The 26,856-nt window shown below is 42.8% G+C and carries 28 protein-coding genes; 13 read left to right on the top strand and 15 right to left on the bottom strand.

Features of this window, described 5'->3' with window-relative positions; genetic code table 11:
• Window positions 1-68: 68 nt before the first annotated feature.
• The 4 genes from spoIIID to ACYH0L_RS16805 all read left to right on the top strand — a co-directional run bounded on the left by spoIIID (window position 69) and on the right by ACYH0L_RS16805 (window position 3,346).
• Window positions 69-347 (top strand): sporulation transcriptional regulator SpoIIID, encoded by a 279-nt coding sequence (gene spoIIID / locus ACYH0L_RS16820; RefSeq protein ID WP_008343327.1) that lies wholly within the window; start codon window positions 69-71, stop codon window positions 345-347.
• A gap of 184 nt (window positions 348-531) precedes the next feature.
• Window positions 532-1,533 carry a cell shape-determining protein Mbl gene (mbl, locus tag ACYH0L_RS16815; protein ID WP_034318394.1) on the top strand — a complete coding sequence of 334 codons (1,002 nt, stop codon included), beginning with the start codon at window positions 532-534 and terminating at the stop codon, window positions 1,531-1,533.
• A 124-nt stretch (window positions 1,534-1,657) separates the two neighbouring features.
• Window positions 1,658-2,497 carry a flagellar hook-basal body protein gene (locus ACYH0L_RS16810; protein ID WP_099726472.1) on the top strand — a complete coding sequence of 280 codons (840 nt, stop codon included), beginning with the start codon at window positions 1,658-1,660 and terminating at the stop codon, window positions 2,495-2,497.
• Window positions 2,498-2,527: 30 nt separating this feature from the next.
• Window positions 2,528-3,346, top strand: a complete 819-nt coding sequence (locus ACYH0L_RS16805; RefSeq protein WP_099726471.1) for a flagellar hook-basal body protein — start codon at window positions 2,528-2,530, stop codon at window positions 3,344-3,346.
• A gap of 14 nt (window positions 3,347-3,360) precedes the next feature.
• Here the strand turns inward: ACYH0L_RS16805 and ACYH0L_RS16800 are convergent, their stop codons facing one another.
• Window positions 3,361-4,416, bottom strand: coding sequence for a tetratricopeptide repeat protein (locus tag ACYH0L_RS16800; RefSeq protein ID WP_099726470.1), 1,056 nt, complete (start codon window positions 4,414-4,416; stop codon window positions 3,361-3,363).
• A gap of 219 nt (window positions 4,417-4,635) precedes the next feature.
• Here ACYH0L_RS16800 and fabZ point away from each other — a divergent pair, with 219 nt between their 5' ends.
• A complete protein-coding gene (gene fabZ, locus ACYH0L_RS16795) occupies window positions 4,636-5,070 on the top strand; it encodes a 3-hydroxyacyl-ACP dehydratase FabZ (protein ID WP_099726469.1) in 435 nt (144 codons plus the stop codon).
• A 127-nt stretch (window positions 5,071-5,197) separates the two neighbouring features.
• Complete coding sequence (gene mscL, locus ACYH0L_RS16790) at window positions 5,198-5,593, top strand: large conductance mechanosensitive channel protein MscL (protein WP_230030635.1); 396 nt, start codon at window positions 5,198-5,200, stop codon at window positions 5,591-5,593.
• Window positions 5,594-5,815: 222 nt separating this feature from the next.
• Here mscL and ACYH0L_RS16785 read toward each other — a convergent pair whose 3' ends face one another.
• Entirely contained in the window at window positions 5,816-6,226 is a 411-nt protein-coding gene (locus ACYH0L_RS16785) for a YwpF-like family protein (protein WP_003215215.1), read from the bottom strand.
• A gap of 116 nt (window positions 6,227-6,342) precedes the next feature.
• On the opposite strand from ACYH0L_RS16785, the gene ACYH0L_RS16780 reads away from it, so the two are divergent.
• The 3 genes from ACYH0L_RS16780 to ytvA all read left to right on the top strand — a co-directional run bounded on the left by ACYH0L_RS16780 (window position 6,343) and on the right by ytvA (window position 8,904).
• Complete coding sequence (locus ACYH0L_RS16780; RefSeq protein WP_099726467.1) at window positions 6,343-6,699, top strand: hypothetical protein; 357 nt, start codon at window positions 6,343-6,345, stop codon at window positions 6,697-6,699.
• Window positions 6,700-7,101: 402 nt separating this feature from the next.
• The gene (locus tag ACYH0L_RS16775) at window positions 7,102-7,962 is read left to right on the top strand and encodes a Cof-type HAD-IIB family hydrolase (protein WP_218964428.1); all 861 of its coding nucleotides are present in this window, start codon (window positions 7,102-7,104) and stop codon (window positions 7,960-7,962) included.
• 153 nt (window positions 7,963-8,115) lie between these two features.
• Window positions 8,116-8,904, top strand: coding sequence for a YtvA family blue-light photoreceptor (ytvA, locus tag ACYH0L_RS16770; RefSeq protein WP_099726465.1), 789 nt, complete (start codon window positions 8,116-8,118; stop codon window positions 8,902-8,904).
• A gap of 75 nt (window positions 8,905-8,979) precedes the next feature.
• Here the strand turns inward: ytvA and ACYH0L_RS16765 are convergent, their stop codons facing one another.
• Both ACYH0L_RS16765 and ACYH0L_RS16760 read right to left on the bottom strand, forming a co-directional pair.
• A complete protein-coding gene (locus ACYH0L_RS16765; RefSeq protein ID WP_249704865.1) occupies window positions 8,980-11,757 on the bottom strand; it encodes a DEAD/DEAH box helicase in 2,778 nt (925 codons plus the stop codon).
• Entirely contained in the window at window positions 11,744-13,351 is a 1,608-nt protein-coding gene (locus tag ACYH0L_RS16760) for an SWIM zinc finger family protein (RefSeq protein WP_256499067.1), read from the bottom strand. The genes ACYH0L_RS16765 and ACYH0L_RS16760 overlap by 14 nt, the downstream gene beginning before the upstream one ends.
• A gap of 186 nt (window positions 13,352-13,537) precedes the next feature.
• Between ACYH0L_RS16760 and ACYH0L_RS16755 the strand changes: the two genes are divergently transcribed.
• Together ACYH0L_RS16755 and ACYH0L_RS16750 are read left to right on the top strand one after the other, a co-directional pair.
• Window positions 13,538-13,681 (top strand): YwzD family small protein, encoded by a 144-nt coding sequence (locus tag ACYH0L_RS16755; RefSeq protein ID WP_003214884.1) that lies wholly within the window; start codon window positions 13,538-13,540, stop codon window positions 13,679-13,681.
• A gap of 116 nt (window positions 13,682-13,797) precedes the next feature.
• Complete coding sequence (locus tag ACYH0L_RS16750) at window positions 13,798-15,117, top strand: UDP-glucose dehydrogenase family protein (protein WP_327924267.1); 1,320 nt, start codon at window positions 13,798-13,800, stop codon at window positions 15,115-15,117.
• A 39-nt stretch (window positions 15,118-15,156) separates the two neighbouring features.
• Here ACYH0L_RS16750 and chrA read toward each other — a convergent pair whose 3' ends face one another.
• The 5 genes from chrA to alsS all read right to left on the bottom strand — a co-directional run bounded on the left by chrA (window position 15,157) and on the right by alsS (window position 19,423).
• Entirely contained in the window at window positions 15,157-15,690 is a 534-nt protein-coding gene (gene chrA / locus ACYH0L_RS16745) for a chromate efflux transporter ChrA (protein WP_327924390.1), read from the bottom strand.
• The gene (gene chrB, locus ACYH0L_RS16740) at window positions 15,690-16,271 is read right to left on the bottom strand and encodes a chromate efflux transporter ChrB (protein ID WP_099726461.1); all 582 of its coding nucleotides are present in this window, start codon (window positions 16,269-16,271) and stop codon (window positions 15,690-15,692) included. The genes chrA and chrB overlap by 1 nt, the downstream gene beginning before the upstream one ends.
• A gap of 16 nt (window positions 16,272-16,287) precedes the next feature.
• Window positions 16,288-16,764: a chromate efflux transcriptional regulator ChrS gene (gene chrS, locus ACYH0L_RS16735; protein ID WP_099726460.1), complete on the bottom strand. Its 477-nt coding sequence runs from the start codon at window positions 16,762-16,764 to the stop codon at window positions 16,288-16,290.
• 152 nt (window positions 16,765-16,916) lie between these two features.
• Window positions 16,917-17,687, bottom strand: coding sequence for an acetolactate decarboxylase (budA, locus tag ACYH0L_RS16730; RefSeq protein WP_230030639.1), 771 nt, complete (start codon window positions 17,685-17,687; stop codon window positions 16,917-16,919).
• Between the two features lie 35 nt (window positions 17,688-17,722).
• The gene (gene alsS / locus ACYH0L_RS16725) at window positions 17,723-19,423 is read right to left on the bottom strand and encodes an acetolactate synthase AlsS (protein ID WP_482354173.1); all 1,701 of its coding nucleotides are present in this window, start codon (window positions 19,421-19,423) and stop codon (window positions 17,723-17,725) included.
• 150 nt (window positions 19,424-19,573) lie between these two features.
• Here alsS and alsR point away from each other — a divergent pair, with 150 nt between their 5' ends.
• The gene (alsR, locus tag ACYH0L_RS16720) at window positions 19,574-20,461 is read left to right on the top strand and encodes an acetoin biosynthesis transcriptional regulator AlsR (RefSeq protein WP_327924270.1); all 888 of its coding nucleotides are present in this window, start codon (window positions 19,574-19,576) and stop codon (window positions 20,459-20,461) included.
• A gap of 59 nt (window positions 20,462-20,520) precedes the next feature.
• Complete coding sequence (locus ACYH0L_RS16715; RefSeq protein ID WP_230030862.1) at window positions 20,521-21,138, top strand: flavin reductase family protein; 618 nt, start codon at window positions 20,521-20,523, stop codon at window positions 21,136-21,138.
• A gap of 34 nt (window positions 21,139-21,172) precedes the next feature.
• On the opposite strand, the gene rbsB is transcribed toward ACYH0L_RS16715, so the two are convergent.
• From rbsB to ACYH0L_RS16685, 6 genes are read right to left on the bottom strand one after another with little or no spacing between them, the layout of a single operon-like run.
• Entirely contained in the window at window positions 21,173-22,090 is a 918-nt protein-coding gene (gene rbsB, locus ACYH0L_RS16710) for a ribose ABC transporter substrate-binding protein RbsB (RefSeq protein ID WP_249704869.1), read from the bottom strand.
• Between the two features lie 13 nt (window positions 22,091-22,103).
• Entirely contained in the window at window positions 22,104-23,057 is a 954-nt protein-coding gene (gene rbsC, locus ACYH0L_RS16705) for a ribose ABC transporter permease RbsC (protein ID WP_099726454.1), read from the bottom strand.
• A 1-nt stretch (window position 23,058) separates the two neighbouring features.
• Entirely contained in the window at window positions 23,059-24,540 is a 1,482-nt protein-coding gene (locus ACYH0L_RS16700; RefSeq protein WP_256499065.1) for a sugar ABC transporter ATP-binding protein, read from the bottom strand.
• A 15-nt stretch (window positions 24,541-24,555) separates the two neighbouring features.
• Window positions 24,556-24,948, bottom strand: a complete 393-nt coding sequence (rbsD, locus tag ACYH0L_RS16695) for a D-ribose pyranase (protein ID WP_099726452.1) — start codon at window positions 24,946-24,948, stop codon at window positions 24,556-24,558.
• On the bottom strand, window positions 24,945-25,823 hold the full coding sequence (gene rbsK / locus ACYH0L_RS16690; protein ID WP_482354172.1) for a ribokinase: 879 nt from the start codon (window positions 25,821-25,823) through the stop codon (window positions 24,945-24,947). The genes rbsD and rbsK overlap by 4 nt, the downstream gene beginning before the upstream one ends.
• A complete protein-coding gene (locus ACYH0L_RS16685) occupies window positions 25,820-26,803 on the bottom strand; it encodes a LacI family DNA-binding transcriptional regulator (RefSeq protein WP_482354171.1) in 984 nt (327 codons plus the stop codon). Before ACYH0L_RS16685 ends, rbsK begins: the two co-directional genes overlap by 4 nt.
• Window positions 26,804-26,856 lie beyond the last annotated feature (53 nt).

Genomic DNA, 26,856 nt, shown 5'->3' with positions numbered 1-26,856 from the left:
AAAATGGATAATCTTCATACGGATCTCATTTCACACTTCTCACATCCATTTTAGGGAGGTCGAGTGGTGTGCACGATTACATCAAAGAGCGAACAATCAAGATAGGAAAGTATATCGTGGAGACAAAGAAAACCGTTCGTGTTATTGCGAAAGAATTTGGAGTCTCTAAAAGTACTGTACACAAGGATCTAACAGAAAGACTGCCAGAAATTAATCCAGATCTGGCTAATGAAGTGAAGGAGATACTGGATTATCATAAATCAATCCGCCACTTGCGAGGAGGAGAAGCCACCAAGTTAAAGTATAAAAAAGAAGAAATTTTAGAAGGCGAGCCTGTGAAACAGTAAGCTTAGTTCTTTGTTCATAAACATGATATATATATCTTCCTCATATCGGTAGTTTCTAACCACAAATTTTGTAAAGACTTTTGTAAAGAAATATCTTTTTTTCTGCAAATTATGATAGAATATATAATTAGGGCAGAATGTGGTATTTGCTATGGAAACAGATTTTCAAGGAGGATATATATAGATGTTTGCTAGGGATATTGGAATTGATCTTGGTACTGCCAATGTACTGATTCATGTCAAAGGAAAAGGAATTGTGTTGAATGAACCATCTGTAGTAGCACTTGACAAAAATAGCGGGAAAGTACTGGCTGTTGGAGAAGAGGCTAGACGTATGGTTGGACGTACGCCTGGGAATATTGTTGCGATTCGACCATTAAAAGATGGCGTAATTGCTGATTTTGAAGTAACGGAAGCAATGCTCAAGCATTTTATTAACAAATTAAATGTAAAAGGGCTGTTCTCTAAGCCTCGTATGCTCATCTGCTGCCCAACAAACATTACATCTGTTGAGCAAAAGGCGATCAAAGAAGCTGCTGAAAAAAGCGGCGGGAAGCATGTATTTCTTGAAGAAGAGCCAAAAGTAGCAGCCATTGGTGCTGGTATGGACATTTTTCAGCCAAGTGGAAACATGGTCGTAGATATTGGAGGCGGAACGACAGATATTGCTGTCATCTCTATGGGTGACATTGTAACCGCCTCTTCTATTAAAATGGCTGGAGACAAATTTGATCTGGAAATTTTGAATTACATTAAAAAAGAGTACAAGCTGTTGATCGGTGAGCGTACATCAGAGGATATTAAGATCCAAGTTGCAACGGTATTCCCAGACGCACGTAACGAAGAGATTTCGATTCGTGGACGAGACATGGTGACAGGATTACCAAGAACGATTACCGTCACAAGCAAAGAAGTAGAAGAAGCATTACGTGAATCTGTATCTGCGATTGTTCAGGCAGCGAAGCAAGTTCTTGAGAGAACACCGCCCGAATTATCAGCTGATATCATCGATCGCGGAGTCATCATTACAGGTGGCGGAGGTCTTCTAAACGGGCTTGATCAATTGCTTGCAGAAGAGCTGAAAGTACCAGTTTTCGTTGCTGAAAATCCTATGGACTGTGTAGCAGTTGGTACTGGCGTGATGCTTGATAATATGGACAAGCTGCCAAAGCGTAAACTCAGCTAATGATTCCCCTCATTCTTTTTAGAAAGAATGGGGGATTTTTATTAAAGAACCCTGCAAATATGCCGATATATTTCATAGAAGATTGTGTTGAGGTCATGTGAAAGAATCTTAATGAGGTGAGCACGTGTTAAAAGGACTATACACCGCAACATCTGCCATGATCGCTCAAGAGCGGCGGACAGAAATGCTTTCAAATAATATCGCAAATGCAAATACACCAGGGTATAAAGCTGATGAAGGGGCAATGCGGGCGTTTCCAGAAATGCTGCTGAGCCGAATGGAATCAGGACGTTTCCAAGCATCCTCAGGCAAAGGCTTTAATGTCCCGCAACAAACGCCGATTGGTGGAATTAATACTGGGACATATATGCAGGAACTGATCCCTCAATTTACACAAGGAACATTAAAAACAACGGATCAAACAACTGATGTCGCATTAGTAGAAAATAATGTGCCAATCAACCCGGAGACAAATCAAAAATCAGCGCTGTTTTATGCCGTCAACACACCAGAAGGCGTTCGTTATACGAAAAGTAGTTCCATTACATTGAACGCACAAAATCAGTTGACCATTGGTGGCCGTGCCCTTCTTTCAGTGACGGGTCAGCCGATTACAGTTCAGAGTGAGAATTTCAAAGTGAACGCAGATGGTACTGTAAGTGAAAATGGACAAAATCTCGGGCAAATCGATGTACGTGTCGCAATGGACACAAGAAATCTTGCGCGTGAAGGAAATGATTTATACCGTACGGCTGATAACCAGCCCCTGCCAAGTGCAGTAAATAACGGTCAAATGTCCTATACGTTAAGTCAAGGTGTATCAGAGCTGTCGAACGTTGATGTGACAAAATCATATACAGAAATGACAACAGCCTATCGAGCATTCGAAACAAACCAAAAAGTTGTTCAGGCGTATGATAAAAGCTTAGAAAAAGCTGTGAATGAAATCGGAAGAGTATACTAATCAAGAAATGAAAGTGAAAGGAGGATTCTCATGCTTAGAACGATGATTAATGCAGCTGTGTCGATGAACGAGGTGCAAAAGCAGCTTGATATCATCAGTAACAACATTGCCAACAGTGAAACAACAGGATATCGTGCGAAAAACACCCGATTCTCAGAGCTGGTCAGACAGCAGTTTAATCAGGTAGATGAAAAAAATGAGCAGGTGGCAAACAGTCGTCTGACACCTGCTGGGCTACGGCTTGGAACTGGTACAATGGTCAATGCATCCATTAACTCATTGCAAGGCTCTATTAAAGAAACAGGCCGTGATCTTGATGTTGCATTTGGGGCGCCATCGCAGTATTTGCAGGTCAATGCCGGCGGTAATATCCGTTACACAAGAGACGGTTCTCTTTATTTACAGCCAGGCAATAACCGTAACCAAGTTCAGCTGGTTACAAGTGAAGGCCATCCGATTCTTGATGAAAACGGAAATGCGATCGTCTTAAATGCTAATTTTCGTGATATTTCCATTGATAAAAATGGACGGCTCACGGCTATTTCTAGAGATAATCAACCGAATCAGCAGGTGAATCTAGGCGTTGTACAAGTCAATAATTCTTCAGCACTCATCTCTGAAGGAGAGAATTTGTTCTCAGTAGACGGTAATTATCAAGGCGCATTAACGGCACTGAATGGGGCAAACCGCCAAGCCATTCAGCTTCAGCAAGGTGCACTTGAAACCTCAAATGTGGACATGTCTAAAGAATTAACTGATTTAATGACAACACAGCGCTCTTATCAGATGAACTCAAGAACCATTACGATGGGTGATCAGATGCTGGGATTAGTGAATACGATTAGATAATCAGCAGGCTGATGTCAGCCTCTCATGATAAAAAAGGCGGCTCTCTCAAAGTCGCCCTTTTTTTTATAAAAATCTGAGACATCTGCAAGTAGATCCTCAAGATCAATCCAGGCTTCTTTTCGTTCAAGACATGTGACGAGCGTGGCAATCTGCTCATCTGCTTTGGGCGTTTCGCTGTAGAGAAGGAATAGGATTTGGAACTTGATTCTTAATATATCAAACTGAGAAGCAACCGCTTCTTTTAGCCCTTTTTGTATATATTTCATTCCTTCATCTGTTAAATTTTCTTTAAAACAGGAACGCACAGTTTCGTAGAGACACGATACGTAGGAGTGCGCGGACTTCCGGTATGCTGGGAGACGAAGCGCTTTTTTAAAGTATTCTAGTGCTACCTTATGGCGGTTTTGTCTTGATTGAATAAAACCAGCATCATAATAAACGATTCCAAGCAGTTCTTGGTCATCAATCATTTTCACGTATTCGATAATCTCAATGAAAATAGCTTCTGCTTCCTCATATTTCTTTTGGTCGCTAAAGTTAAGGGCGAGCACAATTTTACAACGATAAATGCTATGGATATCCCCGTGCTTGGCGAAGATATCCATGGCTTTTTGAATATGACGAATCGATAACAACGAGTAGCGGTTGTTATAATAAACACCACTTGTACGAAAATGGAATTCTGCTTCCTCCAGCTCATCGTTTAGTAAGGGAAGGCGTCCTTCTGCCTTTTCAAGATAATGAATGGCGTCATTTTGATCGCTGTTTAAAGATTCGTATAGTCCGAGAAAGAAGTAAAAATAATATTGCAGTTCTTCGTTCATTTGATCCTTATGGAGCATCAGTTCATGTTTGAGTTTTTCTAAGTCCTCTGTCTGATTCATCCAGAGCTGATGACGGAATAGCATGAGTTGATAATGTAAATAAAGCTCCAGTTTCTTTGATAATTTACGTTTATGTTTTGATAGAGTTGTTTTGATATCTTCAGCCTTCGAAAAATGTCGATGCTTTAGCATTGTATACCACGAATGGAGAAGTTTTTTAATGGATTTATCGCTCATAAAATTCATTTTTACCCTCTTATTCAATCAATGATGTAATATATATTACCATATTTGTGAAAAAACAATGAGTGTAGTGTGGATTATATTTGATGACAATTGGTAATGGTAGATTCTATTTTTTACCATAAATGTGGAGTGGATATTGAAAAATGACAGCATTCATAATATACTTTGATAGGAATCAAATGAAGATCAGCCATATAGAAAAGAAGGAGAGATCAAGATATGCTTGATGCTCAGCAAATTCAAGAGATTATTCCACACCGTTACCCATTCTTATTGGTCGACCGTATTTTAGAGGTTGAAGGTGAGAAAAAAGCGGTTGGGATTAAAAATGTCACAGTCAATGAAGAATTCTTTAACGGTCATTTCCCAGGATATCCAGTCATGCCGGGTGTACTTATTGTGGAAGCACTCGCACAGGTTTTTGGAGTGATTATGTTAGGCAAAGAAGAAAACAAAGGGAAGATTGGTTTATTCGCAGGGATTGACGGCTGCCGATTCAAAAGACAGGTCAAGCCTGGAGATCAGCTTCGTTTAGAGGTTGAAGTGACGCGTCTCCGTGGTCCTGTCGCAAAAGGAAAAGCGGTAGCTACAGTAGATGGCGAAGTTGCATGTGAAGCAGAACTTACATTTTCTATCGGTCCTAAAGTATCATGATTTGCCTGGCGGTTCATCTTGCATGAACCGCTTTTTATATGGGAAAAGCTCAGTCTGAAAGGATCAGGACTTGCATTTTTGACAAAAAAACGTCATATTAGACAAAAAAAGATGAAGGTGATAAAGGATGCTGAAAGAATTTAGAGAGTTTGCAGTCAAGGGGAATGTCATTGACTTGGCTGTAGGTGTCATCATTGGGGGAGCATTTGGCAAAATTGTCACTTCTCTTGTGAATGATTTGATCATGCCGCTTGTCGGTATTATTATTGGGGGGCATGATTTTAGCGATTTAGCCATTAAAATCGGAGATGCTCAAATTTTGTATGGTAACTTCATTCAAACAGTGGTTGATTTCTTGATTATCTCGTTTTCCATTTTTATCTTTATTCGTTATTTGAATAAATTAAAACGGAAAAAGGTAGAGGAAGAAGAGGTTGTGGAAACACCAGATCAAACAGAAGTTTTACTAACTGAAATTAGAGATCTATTGAAAAATCAAAGCCAATCTAAAGATGTGCAATAGAAAAAGAGCGGCTAACCCCGCTCTCAGCGTGTAGACAAACCCTCGCATTCGCCCGCAGTCCTGCGTGCCGGTGCTCACGAATCGTTCATTTGCTTCGCTCCGATACTCGTCCTTCCTAGACTTCAAGGGCTTTCTATCACGCTGAAAAGAACAAAAGGCTAAAATAAAGTTCATTTTAGCCCTTTGTCATCAACAATCTGAGAGCGGCTGATCCGCTCTTTTTTATGTGTTTTGTTTAAAAGCATCCAGCAGTTTTTCTCCTGAAAGCCCCTCTTTGACGAGGTCTTTTAATACTTCTTCGGTTTCTGTTCTGTAACGATTTGTAATCATTTTACCATCGAGTAACACAGAAATGTTTTCTTCTAAGGCAACGATGTTTTTGACTTGGACAGATAGATGAACAGGGCGGTTGTTTTCTTTTGTGATCGTCACGAGAATCTTCACTTCTGTGTGCTGCTGAAAGAGCACCTCAAACACTTGTCTATGCTTCTTTGGAATGAGTGCCTCGATCATCCAGTGATTTTCACCGTCTTCTTTATTAATGATTAAACCGTCACGAAGGGGAATGCTGGACATTTTATCTTGCTTTGGATCAAGTTCGATTTTGAGATCAATCAGCCTAAAGGTTTTCATATTTATCACCTCACAACGTTCATTATTCGTAAGTATCATTATAGCATACAACATCTGTATAAATGAAACCGCTGCCTACTCAGAACTAGCTGTATATAAGTGAAAGGAGATGTTTTATGGAGTCCTATCAACTGCGAAAAATACATATTGGCGAGAAGAAGGAAAAAAGCAATATGCGAGTATATTCATGGGGAGACATTCTTTCATTTTGCGATGTGTACATGGAAGAAGGCGAGTCTCTCACTTTTCAATACGTCACAGAGGATCAAATGGACTGCTTTGAATTTCAATTGTCGATTCATGACGGGCGGCTTTGTTTTTATTGGTTTGCGTGGGACGGATCTGATTATATTCACATGCCTTCTAGTAATTGGATTCACTCAGATATTTTTTATCAATTTATGAAAAATAAGTATTTCGTCAAACAAAACAAGATGATGTTTTATACTCAAGCGGTAAAAAACAAAAATTAAAGAGGGAATAGAGAATTTGAAGGGCGATTTTGTCATTTTCATGTTTTGTCACATACGACTTTTCTCAGTAGACTAGGGGCAGTTGACAGGAAAGGAGGCCAGTCTTAAATCAAAAGGTAAACGTCTAGCACCTAATAGCCCCCCTCTAGCTAAAGCTGATAGACGTTGCCTAGTGCAAATGAACACTGCGTAATAGAACCGATGCTTCTTTGTATAGGTCATGTGTCCCCTATCATCCCCTTATGTGTATCCGGTCATGTTTCATGGCCGGGTACACTTTTATTCATTGATAAGCCGATCATCCCTTGCGAATAGTGGATACTCATTTCATAATGATGATGGATATGATCAATGGTATATCAATTGAAAATGCAGACAAAAAAGGAGAGAACGATGACAAACATTCAATTAATCGCAACGGATTTAGACGGTACTTTATTGAACAGTGAACACAAAGTGAGTCAGGAAAACGAGCAGGCATTAAAGGAAGCAGCAGTGAACGGGATTGAGGTTGTCGTTTCAACAGGAAGAGCGTATTTTGATGTGAAGTCTATTTTTGATCAGCTTGGTATGAATACGTGGGTGATTAGTGCAAATGGAGCTGTGATTCATGATCCAAGTGGACAAGTGTATCACTCAGCTGATTTACAAGAAGAAAAGGCCAAACACATATTATCATGGCTTGAGGAACGTGACTATTACTATGAAGTCTTTACGAATGAGGCCATTTTCACACCGAATCACGGCAGAGAGCTTCTTGCGATCGAAATGGATCGTTTAAAAAGTGCAAATCCAGAAACGGATCAAAGTGTTCTAAAGCAAGCGGCAGAAGTTCAATACAGCCAGTCGGGTTTTGCCTATATTGATACATATGAAGAATTGTTTCGTGAGGATCAAAAGCTTTCATTTTACAACATTTTAGGCTTCTCTTTCTTTCAAGACAGACTGAAAGCCGGATGGGATACATTTGGACATGATTCAGAGTTAACTGTGGTCAGTTCGGCTGATCATAACTTTGAGATTGGTTCAAAGGATGCGTCTAAAGGGCAGGCATTAACAAGGCTGGCAGAAAGGCTTGGTATCCCTTTAAGCCAGACAGCAGCTGTAGGAGACAGTTTAAATGACGAATCGATGCTTCAAGCAGCTGGTCTTGGGGTTGCGATGGGTAATGCAAGAAAGGATATAAAAGAAATAGCTGATCACGTCACGTTAACAAATGATGAACATGGTGTGGCGCATATGATTCGACATCTTTTGAAATAGACGAATCGGATGTATTTGTATAAATCACATAGGATAAAGCGCATTCTACAAAAGAGGAATTCAGAACTACTTCTATTTACACCTGCTGTGGAACATCATATAATTTAAATATGAATATAACCCGCTTGTAAGGAAATTAAGGAGAGTAAACGAATGGCGCTGGAATCTTATAAGTCCGAAAATCTTCATTTAATCAAGGAAGCCTTAGACTATACTCAGGTTGGCCTGACGGTGACGGACCCGTCTTTACCTGATAATCCTTTAATATATGTGAACAAGGGCTTTTTAGATATGACAGGCTATCAAGAAGCAGAAGTACTAGGGAAGAATTGTCGTTTCCTTCAAGGAGATGAAACTGAGCAAATCGCTTTAAAGCAAATTAGAACAGCCATTGAGAACAAAGAGGCTGTCACTGTTCAGCTGAAAAATCACAAAAAATCTGGACAAATGTTTTGGAACGAGTTAAGTGTGGCTCCTCTTTGGATTGATGAGAATGAAGGAAAACGTCTTTATTTCGTTGGTCTGCAAAAAGATGTTACGAAAGAGAAGGAACAGCAGGAGCTTCTTGAGCAATCGATTGATGAAGTGCTCAATATTTCTGTCCCTATTGTTCCGGTGAAGGATGGTATCTCTGTGTTACCGATCATTGGTACGTTAACAGCGCCAAGATTTGATAAAATCATCTCAACGGTCTCCACCTATATCTCTCAATCCAAGGATGATTATTTTATTGTGGATCTGTCTGGTTTATTAGAGGTGGATTCATTTGTGGCAGATGCGATCTTTAAGCTGAACGATTTGATTTTAATGACTGGCACTGAACTGATTGTGACAGGAATTAAACCAAATCTTGCGATGAAAATGGGAGAAATGAAAGAGGACTTCCGTGATTTGAATACGTATATGAACGTGAAATCTGCATTGAAAAAGCTGCAAATTTAACAATCTTCTATCATGAATTGAAATTAAAAAAGAGGACTTTTCATCAAGCTTGAGAAAAGTCCTCTTTTGCTGTGATTAAGATGATTGAGCTGCCGCACTTAATGTGAATAAATCTTCTAGTTCGTTCGTCGATAGCTCTGTAATCCAGCTTTCACTTTGGATAATTTGATCATTTAATGTTTGTTTTGTTTCGAGCATTTGATCGATTTTCTCCTCGATTGTGCCGGTTGTGATCATCTTATGGACGTGAACAAATCGTTTTTGTCCAATACGGTAAGCACGGTCTGTCGCTTGGTTTTCCACAGCAGGATTCCACCATCTATCGTAGTGAATGACATGATTTGCGGCGGTTAAGTTAAGCCCTGTTCCTCCTGCTTTTAAAGAAAGAATTAAGATGTTGAACTCTTTCTTCTGGAAGCGTTCCACCATTTTGTCCCGCTCCTGTTTTGATAAGCTGCCATTTAAAAATTGAACAGGTTCTCCAAACATCTTCTCCGCTAGCTGCTTGATCATGTTGCCCATTTCAATATACTGCGTAAAAATGAGGCAGCTTTCACCTTGTTCATGTATCGCTTTTAACAGCTCTGCTAATTTATCCATTTTTAATGAACGTTTCAGCAGCTTCACATCTGTCCCGCTTTCTTTTAAATAGAGAGCAGGGTGATCGCAAATCTGTTTGAGTCTGCCGAGCATACTTAAAATAATGGCTTTCCTCTGCATCCCTGTTAATGAAGCCATATGTTCAAATGTATCCTTGACGAGCTGCTCATATAAAGAAGCCTGCTCAGCGGATAGTGGGATGAATTCTTTTTCTTCTAGTTTCTCAGGCAGATTCAGAGCGACCTCTTCATCTTGTTTTGTTCGTCTTAATAAGAAAGGCTTGATCAGCTGCTGCAGCTGTTCAATTCTTTTTTCTTCACGATCTTTTTCAATCGGAAGAACGAATTTCTTATGAAAGCTGGTCAGGCTGCCGAGATACCCTTTGTTGACGAAGTCGAAAATGGACCAAAGCTCCGTCAAGCGGTTCTCCATCGGTGTTCCGCTGAGGGCAATGTGATGCAGCCCTTTTAATTGCCTAATCGCTCTCGATTGTTTCGTATGGGCATTCTTGATGTTCTGGGCTTCGTCTAAACAAATGGTATTCCACTTTGCTGATGTTAATTCATCGCGATCAGAATGTGAGAGCCCGTAAGACGTCAGGACAATATCTGTTGACTCGTAAGCTTTTGTAAAGTTCTCCCCTTGTGGACGTGATGGCCCGTAATGCAAGGCGACACTCAAATGTGGTGCAAATGTTTCAAGCTCTCGTTGCCAGTTTCCTAAAACAGAGGTCGGCGCAATGATGAGAGATGGAGCGGTCGTTTGCTGCTGCTCCTTCAAATAGGTGAAATATGCGATCATTTGAATTGTTTTTCCAAGTCCCATATCATCTGCTAAACAAGCCCCGAACCCATGAGATCTTAAAAATAAAAGCCAGTTCACACCGTGCTGCTGATACGGACGCAGTGTGCCTTTAAAGGACTCACTCATTTTGTAAGAAGGCAGCTCATGTGTATCATTTAACTGATGGACCAGCCCTCTTAATTGAGATGAAAGTTCAAATTGAATATGGGCAAATGACGAACTATCTAAAAGCTCTGGGATGGCTTCAGAGGATGCCTCTTGATCTGCCAGTTCACGTGACAAGATATCAGACATGTGAAGTCCTTCATTTTCGGCACGCTCCATCCATTTTTTCATTTGCTGGATGAAGGTCGGATCTATTTTTATCCATTGCCCGCGAATATTGACAAGGCGGCGTTTACTTTGAACAAGCTCGTTGAACTCATCTTCTGTCAGCTCGATGCCGTTAGTCGCAAAGCGCCAATTAAAGTCCATTAAGGCATCCATTCCGACATGCGATTCGCCTCGTGGTGTTGAGGAAATCCTTGCTTTTAGCATCATCGTGCTTTCCTTTACGATTTGCCACCATGATGGGAGCAGAATCTCAATCCCCATATTCACAAGTGTTTCACTTGCTTCAGATAGGAAGAGCCATGCTTCTTCTTCTGACATGAGCGTCGTGCCAGATGTGAAAGAGAGCCAAGGAACAATTTGACTGAATCGCTCCAGCTCTCGTGAGATTTTTTCTTCATACGGACGCCAGGATCTTTTTAATGATCGGATGCCTTCAAAGAAGTGAAGATCGCTGTTTTTCTTATCACGTAAAAACAATTCGATTTTCCAATCATCCCCGTCGTATTCCGGCTCATTTAAGCGGAGGCCGACAGTGAAAGGTGTCTCATCATCAATCCAGCCAATCGTCTCCAAAAAATCCTGCTCATCTAAAAAATGCCCTTGAAAGGATGAGAGCGCAGGCGATTGTGCAGTCATGCGGTTCCATTTGTGCTGCAGGGCATCATCATATTGAATGTAATCCTGTACAGCAAAGGAGAACCAATCAGCCGTATAGCCATCTAATATGCCTTCTTTGTCTTTAAACCGAAGTACACCTTCTGTCCATGCCTCGTAATCGGGAACGAAATCTTCATCCTCGATGAATTCGTAAATGGTAGAGGCTGTTTTCATAAGCGGCTCGGTTTCATCCGTTAATGTCACGTGACTAAAGGTATTAAATGAATTTTTTCCTAGCAGTTCAACGGTCATCCAAGGGCTTAACAGGAAGGCAGGTGTGCCAATAAAGCTCACATCTTCTAAGAACGTTCCGTAAAAAGAAGATTCGTGCCATTGGAAAAGCTGTCTTTTCATTTCATTAAGCGGAACAGGGTGTCCGTCCTCTGCTTGGGCTGAAATGGTGAAAGAGAAATCTTCTGTTTGTTCTGCATGAATGACAATTTGTTTATGGCGTGTCATCAATTAATTTTCCTTTCTTCAATTCCTCTTGGAACGCTCGCAGCCGTTTCGTTGAATCTTGCAGCTGCTTCACATATCTTTCCCAAATCGCGGTTTTTTTCGTTTTATGATAAAGCGTACGCAGTTTTTTGAGCATTTTCACAGACTCTCGATAGGCACTTCGATTCTTTTGATCGAGAAGCAGTGAGATTTCACGGTGGTAAGATGGAATGAGCGCTTCAGGCTCCTCTTTTGCAATCTGTTTGATCAGTTCCTTTTCCAATTCACTGATGGAGAAACCAACAAGGCTGTGAATCTCAATCCATTCTGCATATCGCTGCTGTGCATATAAAAGCTGACTATATTCAGTAAAAGCATAGGGCATGCAGATTTGGAGGTAGCGTTCATATAAATGATGATCCTTCGTCTGCTTAAAGTACGCATCTAAATAAAAGAAGAAATCACTGACGGCTGCTCGCAGTTCTCTGTAGGAAAGATCCAGCTGGCAATATTCTTCTAATACATAGGAGATCTCGTTATACCAAAGCTTGAGTCGTTTCCAGTCCTTGCGGTTGGTGAGATCCTTCAGCCAATTGAGCACATTTGGCAGTATATGTGCATTGAGCAGCTGTAATTGCTGAAAGAGCCTTTCGTCTTCTTTGAGCAAATAATCCATGTGCATGAGCCCGATGGTACGTTCAACCGTTTGTTCTTGCTGCTGAGCGTTCTTGAGCAATTCTGTTTCTTTTTTGACCCATTTCCCTCTATTTAATATGGTTCCCCAAATCTCCATAAAGACCGCTACTCGTTCATGCTGGAAAGGTCCGCTTATTTGAAGAAGTGTCCGAACGGCAGTTGGTGTGTTTTCAAGAAACGGATCGAGGGAAAAGGAAAGGGCGTATGTCTTCAAATGATCCACTGAATCAAAAATGGTGTTCATGAGCTGTTCTACATATGGATTCATGGAATAAAAGTCTTTTTCGGCATCGAGCCGGCCGAGGTCAATAAGCTCATGGAGCCGTAACCACACATCAATGGACGTATGAATCGCATACAAACTCTTGAATTCAGGTGAAGTGGGTGCGTGTTTTTTTAGGATCGATAAATAGCCGTAATACAAATGCTGTGGTGTTTGCTGATGCTTCGGTGTCCGTTTCAGCCAGAGATTAAATTCATCCTGGAAAAAAGTCAGCCAGCTTTGGAGTGATTGTTCGTCTGGGCGCTTCACTTGGAAGTGCTGTCGAATCAATTCTTTGCTGCGCTGTAACTCATCCTGTTCTGACCAATTTTCTGTAAAGCCGGTCACACTCTCTACTTGAGCGTATAGCGAAAAGAAGACAGCGAGGATGTGTTTACAAAGTCCTTCAGCTGGACATGAGCAGCTGCTTCTCACTGGAAACAGCACATGAAAGTGGACTCTTGCTGCCACGACATCATGTACATAAGCTGACCATTCGGTATCAGACTCTTGCTTGAGACGATATACGCTGTCCTGTCTATAAGTAATCAATGCTTTTTTGATGAGTTGTTTGTTTTCATCTGTCGCAGGAAGAAGTTCTTTGATCTGTTCGGCTGTTTGTTTGACTTCTTCTTCGTTGAAGTTGTGCTGAAGCATTTGATCCGCTCCTAACCAAGTAAAAGATTCCAATTCTTTTATTATAGCTCAATGGTGATTTATAAAAAAGTTTTTCATGAAAATGGTCATAAATTTTAAAAGCTGTCGAATGATGTATTAGAGTATTGCATAAACCAACCTTACAGCATATAATAATGAAATTAGTGGAATCGAAAGGATACAGACATGGATAATAAGGGTTTAAATCAAGAAGAGTTTTTAAAGATTTTGATGTACGCTCATGATATTGGTGAAAATTCAAATGATGTCACAACAAAAGAAATGCTTGAAAATTTGATTGCTCATATTCGAAATGGTCTTGTTTCATAAAGGTGACCCCCTGCTAGTTTCGGCAGGGGGTTTTTATATGCTTTTATGAATGGAAAGAAAACTCCCGGCATACGATGACATTATAAGCATAAGGGGTATGGGGAGCTGATGGTGTCATGAATATTGCGATTGCAGGCTGTGGGTATGTGGGGCTTGTCACGGGTGTGTGTTTAGCGGAGGCAGGACATGACGTGACGTGTATTGATATTGACCGCCGAAAGGTCATGCAGCTGAAGCAGGGAAATCCTCCGATGTATGAACCCGGGGTAAAAGAGCTGCTGAAACGGAATCTTGAGCAAGGACGAATTCATTTTCATGTCAATGGAGCGGCAGCCTACCCGCGGGCTGATGTGTTAATGATTGCCGTCGGTACCCCGCAGCAGGCAGACGGCCAAGCCGATTTGCAGTATGTGTTTCAGGCTGCAAAAGAGATGGGCATAAAAGCGAAGCCAGGTGCGGTGCTTGTGGTGAAAAGTACGGTGCCTGTAGGAACGGGTGATCAACTCGATCGTTTGATTCATCAAGAATTAGGGCGGAATGAGCCGTTATCTATCGCATCTAATCCAGAATTTTTACGGGAAGGGTCCGCCATTTCAGATACATTGAGAGCGGATCGGCTTGTGATTGGGGCTGAAACAAAAGGCGTATTAGACCAGCTAGAGGGCATGTATGCTGATTTTCATCTTCCAGTTGTGAAAACAGATCGTAAAAGTGCAGAAATGATCAAGTACGCATCAAATGCTTTTCTAGCGACAAAAATCAGCTTTATGAATGAAATTGCCTCGATTTGTGAAAAAACAGGTGCTGATGTTGAATGGGTGGCACAGGGAATGGGGCTTGATCAGCGGATCGGTTCTTCGTTTCTCAGGGCGGGCATTGGCTACGGAGGTTCCTGTTTTCCAAAGGATACAAATGCACTTGTCCAAATCGCAGGGCATGTGTCCCATGATTTTGAGCTGTTAAAGGCTGTGATCAAAGTAAACAATGAGCAGAAAGCCAGTTTTATCCGAAGTATTCAGGAGCGGCTGGGGGCTAATCTGGAAGGGAAGCGAATCGCACTTCTTGGTCTGTCCTTTAAGCCAAATACAGATGATATGAGGGAGGCGCCATCGATCCCGATTGCTCATGAGCTCCATCAATTAGGCGCGGAACTGGTGGCCTATGATCCTGTTGCCGTACGCAAGGCAGCCCGTGAACTGCCTGATCAAGTCTTTTTTGCTCAAACCATTGAAGAAGCGATAAAGGATGCCAATGCGGTCTGTATATTAACAGAGTGGGCGGATATACAGGCTTTTCCGCTCTCGGCCTATAAGAAATGGATGAGCCAGCCGCTCATTTTTGATGGTCGAAACTGCCATACGCTTGAAGCAGCAGAACGAGCAGGGGTCGAATATCATTCTATTGGACGCAGGCCCGTCTCTCCTATTTTTATGTAAAAGAAAACCGATAACAGATGATGTTATCGGTTTTTAACGTTAATGCGGAAGAATGAATCCGCCATATAAAAATGCAGCCACAATGAGAAAGGCAGGGTGCATCTTGAATTTGGTCATAAAGAAAAATGAGATGGCAGCAATGGCGAGCGATTGAGTCCAGCCAATGGCTTTCACTGCATCTCCGCCGATTTCCCATGTTAATAAAAGCATCATCATGGCAATGACAGGCTGTACGGATAAGGTCATGCCTTTTACGACATGAGATTGGCGAAAGCGGTCAATGAGCTTTAGTAATAAAATCAATCCAACAGCGGAGGGAAGTACAGTTGCAAGCAGTGCTACGATAAAGCCTGGCCAGCCCATGACATCATAGCCCACATATGCCGCAATTTTCGTAGCGATTGGTCCTGGAAGTGCATTGGCTAAAGCAAGCATATTGGAGAATCCTTCGTTCGTCATCCAATGAAAATGATTGACGATTTCTTCATAATTGAGCGGGATCGATGCAGGGCCTCCGCCATAGCCTAACAGGTTGGACAAGAAGAATGCCCAGAATAAAAAGAGAATCAGCATCATGAAGACACTCCTTTCTCTTTATTTGTTCGATTCCAGTGATGTTTCAGTTTGAAATGAAAGGCGCCATAGCATAAAAAGATGATGACAATGATTCCTGGATGAATGGATAGCACCTGAAGGCCGATAAATGCAAGAAGGAACAGAGTGACACCGAAGATCATTCCGAAGCCTTTCAGCGTTTTTTGCCCAAAATCATATGCCATGATGCCTAATAGAACGGCAATGACTGGTGTCACAGCGCCAATCATATTTTGAATGATTTGTGAGGAGCTTAAGACGCTGACAAGTGTGACAAGTGCCACCATGGCGAGACATGTCGGTAAAATATGAGCAGCTGTTGCGACAATGGCGCCGCATGCCCCTTTTAATCGATAGCCGAGGTATGCCGACATCTTAGTGGCGATCGGACCGGGTAATGCATTGGCGATGGCGAGTGTTTCTCCAAATTCGTCATCATTGATCCATTGATATTTCACCACCGCTTCATGACGAATGAGCGGTATCACGGAAGGGCCTCCGCCAAAGCCGAGAATACCGGTTCGTACCATTGCGATGATGAGTTCGATATATGATTGCAAATGGTTCAACTCCTGTCTACAATTTCATGCCCATTCGGCTTTTGTATCGTTTAATGAGCATCTGGCAGTCGACACTGACGACGCCTTCAAGCGGATATAGCTTCTTTGTGAGGAATGTCTCCATTTCCTGTTCATTTTGAAAAATGCCATGCATATGCAGCTTGCTTGGTCCTGTCATATGGTAAAGGCTTGTGACAGCTGTTTCCTGCTCAAGCTGAAGGGCTACCATTTCTAAAAATTTCGGCTCAACCTCTACATTAAAGAAGACAGAAACATGAATGCCGATCTTCGCGGGGTTAATCACAGCGGTAAATCGTTCAATGACACCTGCTTCAATGAGCTGCTGAATTCGGACTTGCACGGCAACACGTGAAAGACCGACTTGTTTCCCGAGATCTGTATAGGACATACGCCCGTCCTCGTGTAATAGGGATAAAATTTGTTTATCTCTTTCATCTAATGTTAAGTTTGGAATGCTATAATCGTTTGACACCGTATGACCACCTTTCTTCTGTTGATATTCTATCATATTTTATTACGAATAGAATGATTGAATTTCAATTTACAAACGAAATGAAATCGTTATGTTTGATAAACAATCGATGTGTATAAAAAACACCCCGGTATCACCGGGGTGTCTTCATCTTATTTATCTGGGCTGCTTTCCGCACTGGCTATTTGCTGTGCAAGGTCAGCTCGATCAAGGTCAGCTTGGAAGAAATCCTGCGTATTTGGCAGGTGTAAATTCATATGACGTTTTTGAGAGATTCGGATGGTGACTTGATCAACGGTGTAATCAAATACGTGCCCGCCGACACGCCGATCATCATCAATAAAGTGAAGGTGATATCCACTCACCGCAATACCATGTGCGTACTGCGGTGTACGGAACCCTGCGATCGTTCCATGAATATCCTCAAAATCGAAAATAGGCTGTGACTTAACTGCTTCCACCATTGGAACGTAAGGTTTTTCCTGTTGTTCGACCGTTCGGGTTTGAACCTTTTTGAATGATCCATCAATGCGGATCGCATAAAAAACATTTTTACTTGGTAAAATGCGGTCAATTTCTTCTTCTAGCTCTTTAGAAGTCATTGGTGCATCAATTCGATGAACGATATCCGTTTCAAAGAATGCTAGAGAGCAGAATGGTGAATAATCTTGATCTGTTACCGGTGTCGCTGTTCCATCCGAGCGCAGTCGATAAAATGCGCCGTCAAAGCCGATCAGCTCTCCATCTAATTGATTGAATGTACCAATGCCGAAATCACCGTGTTCAGGAATATGCGCGAGGGAGAAATCTCCATCGTATACGGCTTCCAGCAGGGAGGTCATCGTCGATACTTGATAGACCTCTTGCTGTTTGTCATGCTGTCTTGTGTCGCTGTGTTGATTCATTGGGTGCATCTTACCCATATCCGCTCACTCCTTTGATGTAATGTATAGAAATCTTATCTGACGTTCAATGTGTGTGTTTCGCGAAAGACTTCTGGCCATTTTTGACTGGCGAGGTCTGGGTTGTCTTGATAGTCAATCGGAATATCAATAATGACAGGTCCTTTTATGTTTATACCCTTTTGAAGGACGGTTGAAAGCTCTTCAGGTGAGTTTACACGTAACCCAGTTGCTCCAAAGCTTTCCGCATATTTCACTAAGTCGATCTGTCCGAATTCAACGCAGGACGTGCGGTCATATTTCATTTCCTGCTGGAACGCCACCATATCATATGTGCTGTCATTCCAAACGAGATGAACGAGGTTTGTTTTCATGCGGACGGCTGTTTCTAACTCCATTGCAGAGAAGAGAAAACCACCATCGCCTGAGATAGAAATAATTTTCTCATCTGGATTCAAAATAGAGGCAGCAATTGCCCATGGTAATGCCACGCCGAGTGTTTGCATTCCGTTACTTACTAGGAATGTGTTCGGTTCATAGACGCGGAAGTGACGGGACATCCAAATCGCGTGAGATCCGATATCACATGTGACCTTCGTGTCATCATGAATCAGGCGTCTCAATGTATGAATGACATCGAGCGGGTGAGACAGATGACTTTCTCTTTCTGTTGCTTTTTCGATATCGTTTAATAGGTCCTGTAAATCAGTGACTAGCTCTACTTTCTCTTTGCATAGTGAAAGTGGAACACTGTCGTGTGCTAGGTGTTGGATGGTTTCAGATATATTGCCAACAAGCTCAAGCGTAGGTTCATAAAAATGGTCAATATCCGCCTGCATATCATCAACATGGACGATCTGGCGCTGCTGCGGCTTGATATTCCAATACTTCGGATCATATTCGATCGGATCAAAGCCGATGGTCAAAATGACATCTGCTTGCTCAATGAGAAGATCTCCCGGCTGATTACGGAATAAGCCGATTCTACCCACATATTGAGACTCGAGCTCTCTTGAGAGAACGCCGGCTCCCTGGTACGTTTCGACAAATGGTATACCAAGTGTTTTTAATAATTTTCTTGTGGCGTTTGCAGCAGCTGGACGACTAGCTTTCATTCCCACAATTGCCACAGGTAAGTGTGCATTTTGAATTTTGGCGATGGCCGAACTGATGAGAGCATCCGGTGCAGGACCTAGTTCTGGAGAAGGGTGAGCAGACACTGATGTTTGTGTGGTGTGTTCTGTCACGACATCTTGTGGAAAGCTGATAAATGCTGCTCCAGCTTGACCTCTTTGTGCCGCGCGAAAAGCATTAGTTAATGCTTCTGGTATATTGCTTACGTCTTGTACTTCAACGCTATATTTTGTCACTGGTTTGAATAATGACGCATTGTCGAGTGATTGATGTGTTCGTTTCAGCCGATCCGCACGAATGACGTTTCCAGCGATTGCGACAACAGGGTCACCTTCAGTATTTGCTGTTAATAGACCTGTTGCTAAATTAGATGCACCAGGACCTGATGTGACGAGACAAACGCCTGGCTTGCCAGTTAAACGACCGACAGCAGCTGCCATAAAGGCCGCATTTTGTTCGTGTCTGCATAGAACAAGTTCTGGACCTCTGTCTTTCAATACATCGAATACCGCGTCAATTTTTGCACCTGGAATCGCAAAAACATGGGTCACACCTTGAGCAATCAACGTATCGACAATCAACTCTGCTCCTCGTTTTGTTAGGGGTTGTGCTTGAGAATTCATATACCCCGCACTCCTTTCGGCAAGTAAATTTTTTTATGAAAATATATTTTCGTGATATGATTTACTATACATTTCACAAAATAAAATTTCCAATATATGTTTAACGTGGTTTTGATATGTTTTACGAATAAGTGTACGAGGAGTGAAAGGATGGAACTGAGACATTTGCAGTATTTTGCCACAGTAGCGGAGGAGCTGCATTTCGGCAGAGCGGCCGCACGGTTGAATATGACACAGCCTCCACTTAGTCAGCAAATTAAGCAGTTTGAAGAAGAATTGGGGTTTCCTTTGTTTCACCGGTCTAAACGAGTGGTGGAGTTAACATCTGCTGGGAAGGTCTTTTTACATGAGGTGCGGGGGGTGCTGCAACAGCTTGATAAAGCTGTTGATCATGCCCGGCATACAGCAAGAGGGGAGCTTGGGAAAATCATCATAGGGTTTGTTGGAACAGCGACGTATGATATTCTCCCGCCCGTTGTCCGTGAATTCAGAGAGCTGTATCCCTCAGTCAGTATTGAACTGAAGCAGCTTTCTGTCTCGCAGCAGCTGCGGGCGCTTTTGAATGGGGAGATTGATATTGGCTTTTTGCATCCCACATCACCGCATGAAGAACTGGTCAGTCGTTTAATGAAACAAAGTGAATGTATTTTTGCAATTCCGAAAAATCATCCACTGGCGAAAAAAGAGGCGGTCACGATCGAAGATATCCGTGAAGAACCGATTATTTCTTTATCAAAGGAATCGTGGCCGTCCCTTTATCAGCACTTTGTCCTGCTATGTGAAAAGTACGGATTTTCTCCAAATATCGTGCAGGAAGCGGCGGAATATCAAATGGTCATTGGACTTGTCACAGCTGGTATCGGCATTGCGGTCATTCCGAAATCAGCCCGGCGTTTATTTAATCTAGATGTTGTGTATCGGTCGATTGAAGATGAACAGCTTCTGGCAGAATGGACTATTTCCTATAGACGAGAAAATCATAATCCTGCTTTATTTCATCTTGTTCATCATATTCTCCATCGTGCTGAGCCTGAGTAAGGGCATAAAGAAGTAGATATGGTATGATGTCGTTACATAAAAGAGGAGGCGTGCCTGAAGTGATTACATTCCAAATGGATCAGCTGTCACGAAAAGAAGCATATAAATTATTATCTGGCTCCATTGTTCCAAGACCGATTGCGTTTATTACAAGTCTGTCTAAAGAAAATGTCGTAAATGCCGCACCGTTTAGTTTCTTTAATGTCATCAGTGGACACCCGCCGCTCATCGCTGTTTCCATCGGACGACGTCAAGGAGAGATGAAAGATACGGCGCAGCATATCATAGATAGGAAAGAGTTTGTTGTTCATGTCAGTGATGAAGACATCATACAGGATATTAATGAAACGGCTGCTACTTTGCCGCAGGAAGAGAGTGAGCTGGATCGAACCCGTCTTCATCAAGTAAAGAGCAGTGTTGTTTCAGTTCCTGGCATCAAGGAAGCACGCATTCGCTTTGAATGTCAGTTAGAGCAGCATCTGACCTTTCAAAATGATGAAGGAGAGATCACGGTCGATCATATCATTGGCCGGGTTGTATGTGCGCATTTAGATGAGGCTGTCTATGATGCGGAAAAAGGATATATTTCTACTAATGAATTAAAGCCAGTCGCACGTTTAGCAGGAAATGATTATGCTCATTTAGGCACGTCATTTGTGCTCAAAAGACCAGAATAATGTGAAAAACCCCCGAGGCTGTCGGGGGTTTTGTTTATTTCTTTTGTTCAAGTTTTAGCGGAGCGGCGATGTTCTTTTCTACTTTCTTCCCTTTTAATACGTCGTTTGCAGCGTCAACGGCCAGTTTACCGATTAGCTCTGGCTGCTGTGCGACCGTTGCGGAAAGCTTTCCGGCTTTGATCGAGTTTAGTGCATCTTCGTTTCCGTCAAAGCCGACGACGAGAATGTCTTTCCCGGAGCTTTGGATGGCCTCTAAAGCGCCAAGTGCCATTTCATCATTGTGTGCAAAGACCGCTTGGATGTCTGGGTTTCCTTGAAGCAGGTTTTCCATGACATTCAATCCTTTTGTCCGGTCGAAGTCAGCGGCTTGTTTTGCTGTAACATCTAGATCTTTGTCCGCTATTTGATGGAACCCTTTTCCGCGCTCACGTGTGGCGGAAGCTCCTGGCACACCTTCTAATTCAGCGACCTTCGCTCCTTTGCCGAGCTTGTCGATCATAAAGTCAGCTGCCATTTCGCCGCCTTTGACGTTATCTGATGCAACAAGTGCTTCCACCTTTCCGCTTTCTGCTGAGCGGTCTAATGTGATGACAGGTATATCTGAAGCATTCGCTGATTCGACAGCTGTTGATATGGCAGAAGAATCCGCTGGGTTGATGAGCAATGCGTCGACCCCTTGCTGAATTAAATCTTCGACATCACTCGTTTGTTTGGCTGAATCATTTTGTGCATCTGCAATAACGACTTCAATGCCAAGCTTTTTCGCTTCTTTTGTCACGCCGTTTTTCAGAGAAACGAAGAATGGGTTATTTAAGGTCGAGATGGATAGCCCGATTTTGATGTCTTTTTTCTTGCCATCCTTTGATGACTTGGCCCACTCTGGCGGTTCAAGTGAACAGGCAGAGAGCATGAACAATGAGAGAGTCAGGATGAGAATGAGATATTTTTTCATAGCAGCTGCCTCCTTAAGCAGATTTCTTTCTGTCTAGTAGGACTGCAATCAGGATGACAATCCCTTTCACAACAGATTGGTAGAATGATGATACACCAAGTAAGTTCATACCATTGTTCAGGACACCGATGATCAGCACCCCGATCAGTGTGCCGACAATTCTTCCTCTTCCGCCAGATAGACTTGTCCCGCCAAGAACAACGGCAGCAATCGCATCAAGCTCATAGGACATACCAGCTGTTGGCTGAGCAGAGTTTAGACGGGAGGTTAAAATCGCACCGGCTAAAGCAGACATGAAACCTGCTAATGAATAAATCATGATTTTGACGCGCGGTACTTTTATTCCTGAGATGAGAGCGGCTTTTTCGTTCCCACCGATGGCATACGTTCTTCTGCCGAAAGGTGTTTTATGAAGCAGCACCCAAAGCACAATAAAGGTGAGAAGCATCGTGATCGCTGGAACAGGAATGCCTAAGAAATATCCGCGCCCGAATAACTGAAATGCATAGCTAGAGCCAAGCCCTGTAATCGGGTTTCCGTCTGTATAAACAAGCGTCAATCCTCTGAAAATGGTCATCGTTGCAAGAGTGGCAATGAAAGGAGCCATTTTTCCTTTTGTGATTAAAAGACCGTTGACCATCCCAAGGATCGCACCGATGATACATCCCACGATAATGGCTAGAATCGGGTCCATGCCAGAAACGATAAAGCCTGCGGTCAGAGCACTAGACAGGGCTAGAATCGCACCGACAGACAAATCAATACCTCCAGTTAAAATAACAAACGTCATCCCAAAGGCAATGAGGGCATTAATGGAGATTTGTCTCAGTAAGTTTAAAATGTTTAATGGCTCTAAAAAGGCCGGGTTTAAAATAGAAACAATGGCGACAAGGATGATGAGTCCTAAGAATGGCCCAAGCTTTTGCATGATGTAATCAAATCGTCCATTTGAAGTAAGTGGTTTCATGTTACTTCCCTCCTGTAGCTAGTGTCATGATTCGTTCTTGTGTCGCTTCTGTTTGATCTAATTCTCCGTTGATCGTTCCTTCATGAATGACAAGCACTCGATCGCTCATCCCGAGAATCTCTGGGAGCTCAGAGGAGACCATCAACATCGCAACGCCTCGATCGGTCAGCTCGTTCATTAACTGATAGATTTCTCGTTTTGCCCCGACGTCAACACCTCTTGTCGGTTCATCTAAAATCAAGACCTTGGGCTGAATGCCAATCCATTTGGCAATGACGACTTTTTGCTGATTTCCACCAGAAAGGCTCCGGGCAGAGATTTCAGAGGAAGCCGTTTTAATCGTCAGTCTCTTGATGAGCAGGTCGACAAAATCTTGTTCGTTTTTTTTATCAATCAGCCCTTTTGGAGAGAAGCTGTCTAAGTTTGGCAAACCGATATTTTCTCGGATGGAGGCATCAAGCATGAGTCCTTCATCCTTGCGATCCTCTGTGATAAAGCCGATGCCGAGCTTGACGGCATCACTTGGTTTTTTAATGACAGCCTTTTTCCCGTGGACCCAGATTTCACCTTTGTCAAGAGGATCGAGGCCAAACAGCGACCGCATCATTTCGGTTCGGCCAGCGCCCATTAAGCCTGCGACACCGACGATTTCTCCAGCTTTGACTGAGAAACTGATATCTTGAAAGCGTCCTTTTCTCGTTGCTTGTTTTACTTCTAGGACAATATCTCCTTTAGAAGGCGTACGCTTAGGGTAACGATCTGTTAATTCTCGGCCGACCATTTTTTTGACGACTTCATGGAAATCCGTTTCAGGTATGGCTTTCGTATCGACCGTTTTCCCATCACGCATGATCGTAATACGATCACAGATCGCAAAAATTTCCTCCATACGGTGAGAAATATAGACGATGGAAACGCCTTCTTTTTTGAGTGATTCAATGACTTGGAATAGCTTTTCAATCTCACGGTCTGTTAAAGCTGCAGTAGGCTCATCCATGATGATGACCTTCGCATCGGTCATTAACGCCTTCGCAATCTCGATCATCTGTTTTTGGCCAACAGAACAGCTGCCTGCATCTTGATCAAGTGATAGGTTAACAGACAATCGGTCCAGCTGCGTTTGAGCGAGGGCTTTCATTTTTTTTGTGTCTAGGAGGCCGAGCTTCGTATAGATTTCTTTACCAATGAATAGATTCTCCAATACGGTCATATCAGGCCATACGTTCAGCTCCTGATGAATAAAGGCGATTCCGTGCTGCTCAGCTTCCTTCGGATTTTTGAAAGCGGTTTCTTTTCCGTCGATTTGAATCGTTCCTTGGTCTAATGAATAAAGGCCTGTCAGCAGGTTCATCAAAGTTGATTTTCCAGCCCCGTTTTCACCCATGAGCGCGTGGACTTCACCTGTGACGAGGTCAAAGGAGACCCCGGAGAGAACGGTGTTTTTTCCAAAGGCCTTATGGATGTTATGCATCTCAATGTTCATTTCTGGCTCCTCCTTTTAAAAGATGACACCGGCATGAAGAATGCAGTTTGCGTATGGGGTGGCTTCACCCGTTCGAATGACTGCTTTTGCCTGTTTGGTCATATCTTTGAAAGTCTCGTGATTTACATCATGTAACGGCTGTGAAAACGCTTTCTTTAAAAACAAATGATCTCGCTCATTGGCTTCTTTGATTTCACTGGCTACAGTGATTTTTTCAACGGCCATTTCCTGAAGAAGGAGGGAGGTGACCTCCTGAAAGGACGGTGTGCCGATCGATAACGCAAGGTCGATCTTGATTGGGCCTTCTGGAATAGGTAGACCGCAGTCTGCGATGACGACTGTATCTGTATGACCAAGGTCAGCAAGCACCTTGGCGATATGGCTGTTTAAGATGCCGTTTTTTTTCATTTCTTTCTCTCCAATTCTTCTCTTGCTGGCATGCCGCCTTGTGCGCCGAATTTTGTGACAGAGATAGATGCTGCAAGATTGGCAAAGGCAAGCGCGTCGTATAGGGATTTGCCTTCTATTAATGCCACAGCCAAAGCGCCGTTAAATGTATCGCCAGCTCCTGTTGTATCGACTGCTTTAACAGGATAGCCTGGGACTAAAACTTCTCTCGATCCGTCAAAATATCGAACCCCATTTTTTCCTTCTGTGATCAGTAATTTATTAGGGAATTGACGCAGGGCTTCTTCAATTGTGAGACCATCAAACATAAGAGCTGCTTCGTGCTCATTCGGTGTAATATAGGCAGCTTGCTCTAAAACTTGCTGTGACACTTTGCGGGCTGGTGCGGGATTTAAGATCACTGGGATCTTTTTTTCGCTGCAAATGGCGCAGACAGCTTCGACCGTTTCTTCAGGTATTTCCTGCTGAATGAGAACCATCCCAATATCATCAATCGTAGAAAGAGCATTTTCTACATAGTGAGGTGTGACTTCGTTATTTGCTCCTTTAACCACAACAATGCTGTTATCGCCTTCTGCTAAAATGATATGAGCTGTACCGCTTTCCATTTCGGTAACCGGTTTCATATATGTGGTGCGGACACCTTGTGCTTGTAAATTGCTTACGATATCTTGACCATAAGCGTCATCACCGACTCGGCCGACCATGTATACATCTGCACCTAGTCTGGCACTTGCAACTGCTTGATTTGCTCCTTTTCCGCCTGGGACGGTTTTAAATGATTCGCCTAAAACCGTTTCTCCGGCATTTGGCCGCTTATCCGATGTGACGACTAAATCCATTGAACAGCTTCCTATTACAACAATATGATTCATTGTGAATCCACCTTTCTCGTGGTCTCTCGTTCAATAAAAGAGACGAGCATTTGAATAACTGGCTGATCTATTGGTTGCTTTTGAATGAACTTGATTAACAGCTTCGCTGCTTCTTTCCCCATATCATAGGCAGGCTGCCTGATCGTTGATAAGGAAGGGAAGAGCAGTTCGCTTTGCGGAATATCATCAAATCCAATGATTTGGACTTCATCTGGAATGGCTTTTCCGATCCGAAGCGCTTCGTGTATGACTGCTGTTGCGACGATATCATTGCTGGCGATGATGCCATCTGTTTCAGGGTACAGCTGGAAAAGAGCCTTGGCGCTTTTTCGGGCTTCTTGAAAGGAAAAAGAAGCGTTAGACATCACATGAAAGTCGACACCTTTTTCAGTGAGAATATCAAGTGCACCTTTGAATCGCTGCCGCGCTGTTTGAAGATGGGAAGGTCCTTTTAGCAGTGTGATCTGCCGGCTGCCGCGCTTAATCAATTCCATTGCGGCCATTTTCCCGCCAGTTGCAGCATCTGCAAACACAGAAGGTGCATTTGGCACAGTTCGATCTAAGAACACAACGGGTAAATCATCATTGTACATATCCGATTCAGGTTCGTTGGTGACAGCAATGACACCGACCACTTGATTTTGTTTAAAGGTTTGTAAGTAAGCCAGTTCCTTCTCGCGATCTTCATCACTGTTTCCGAATAATAACCGAAAACCATGAGCATGAATCTCATCCTCAACGCCTCTAGCCAGCTGAGGGAAGAAGGGGTTTGTGATATCAGGTAAGATTAAACCGATTAAGCGTGATTCTCTGTTAAAAAGGGATCTAGCCACTTCATTGGGGAAATAGTTCAGCTCCTGCATCGCTTGTGTCACGCGGATTTTCGTATCTGTATGGACATATCCAGTATCGTTGAGCACGCGTGAAACAGTAGCAACAGACACTTGTGCGGCTTTTGCAACATCTTTAATTGTAGCCAATGGAGTGCCTCCCTTCGTGAATGTGTAACCGTTTACATAGATAGATTATCACG

This window comes from Bacillus sp. MC1252 (assembly GCF_056838025.1).
Note: the sequence above shows the minus strand (reverse complement) of the source record. Positions and strands in the feature narration are given on the sequence as shown.

Coding starts and splice junctions, on each gene's coding strand:
- rbsK (WP_482354172.1), bottom strand. CDS start 25,823: ATGAATCATATTGTTGTAATAGGAAGCTGTTCAATGGATTTAGTCGTC.
- ACYH0L_RS16805 (WP_099726471.1), top strand. CDS start 2,528: ATGCTTAGAACGATGATTAATGCAGCTGTGTCGATGAACGAGGTGCAA.
- rbsC (WP_099726454.1), bottom strand. CDS start 23,057: ATGAAACCACTTACTTCAAATGGACGATTTGATTACATCATGCAAAAG.
- rbsD (WP_099726452.1), bottom strand. CDS start 24,948: ATGAAAAAAAACGGCATCTTAAACAGCCATATCGCCAAGGTGCTTGCT.
- alsR (WP_327924270.1), top strand. CDS start 19,574: ATGGAACTGAGACATTTGCAGTATTTTGCCACAGTAGCGGAGGAGCTG.
- ACYH0L_RS16755 (WP_003214884.1), top strand. CDS start 13,538: ATGGATAATAAGGGTTTAAATCAAGAAGAGTTTTTAAAGATTTTGATG.
- fabZ (WP_099726469.1), top strand. CDS start 4,636: ATGCTTGATGCTCAGCAAATTCAAGAGATTATTCCACACCGTTACCCA.
- rbsB (WP_249704869.1), bottom strand. CDS start 22,090: ATGAAAAAATATCTCATTCTCATCCTGACTCTCTCATTGTTCATGCTC.
- ACYH0L_RS16700 (WP_256499065.1), bottom strand. CDS start 24,540: ATGAACATTGAGATGCATAACATCCATAAGGCCTTTGGAAAAAACACC.
- mscL (WP_230030635.1), top strand. CDS start 5,198: ATGCTGAAAGAATTTAGAGAGTTTGCAGTCAAGGGGAATGTCATTGAC.
- ACYH0L_RS16780 (WP_099726467.1), top strand. CDS start 6,343: ATGGAGTCCTATCAACTGCGAAAAATACATATTGGCGAGAAGAAGGAA.
- budA (WP_230030639.1), bottom strand. CDS start 17,687: ATGGGTAAGATGCACCCAATGAATCAACACAGCGACACAAGACAGCAT.
- ACYH0L_RS16765 (WP_249704865.1), bottom strand. CDS start 11,757: ATGACACGCCATAAACAAATTGTCATTCATGCAGAACAAACAGAAGAT.
- ACYH0L_RS16785 (WP_003215215.1), bottom strand. CDS start 6,226: ATGAAAACCTTTAGGCTGATTGATCTCAAAATCGAACTTGATCCAAAG.
- ACYH0L_RS16800 (WP_099726470.1), bottom strand. CDS start 4,416: ATGAATTTTATGAGCGATAAATCCATTAAAAAACTTCTCCATTCGTGG.
- ACYH0L_RS16750 (WP_327924267.1), top strand. CDS start 13,798: ATGAATATTGCGATTGCAGGCTGTGGGTATGTGGGGCTTGTCACGGGT.
- ACYH0L_RS16760 (WP_256499067.1), bottom strand. CDS start 13,351: ATGCTTCAGCACAACTTCAACGAAGAAGAAGTCAAACAAACAGCCGAA.
- chrA (WP_327924390.1), bottom strand. CDS start 15,690: ATGCTGATTCTCTTTTTATTCTGGGCATTCTTCTTGTCCAACCTGTTA.
- mbl (WP_034318394.1), top strand. CDS start 532: ATGTTTGCTAGGGATATTGGAATTGATCTTGGTACTGCCAATGTACTG.
- ytvA (WP_099726465.1), top strand. CDS start 8,116: ATGGCGCTGGAATCTTATAAGTCCGAAAATCTTCATTTAATCAAGGAA.
- alsS (WP_482354173.1), bottom strand. CDS start 19,423: ATGAATTCTCAAGCACAACCCCTAACAAAACGAGGAGCAGAGTTGATT.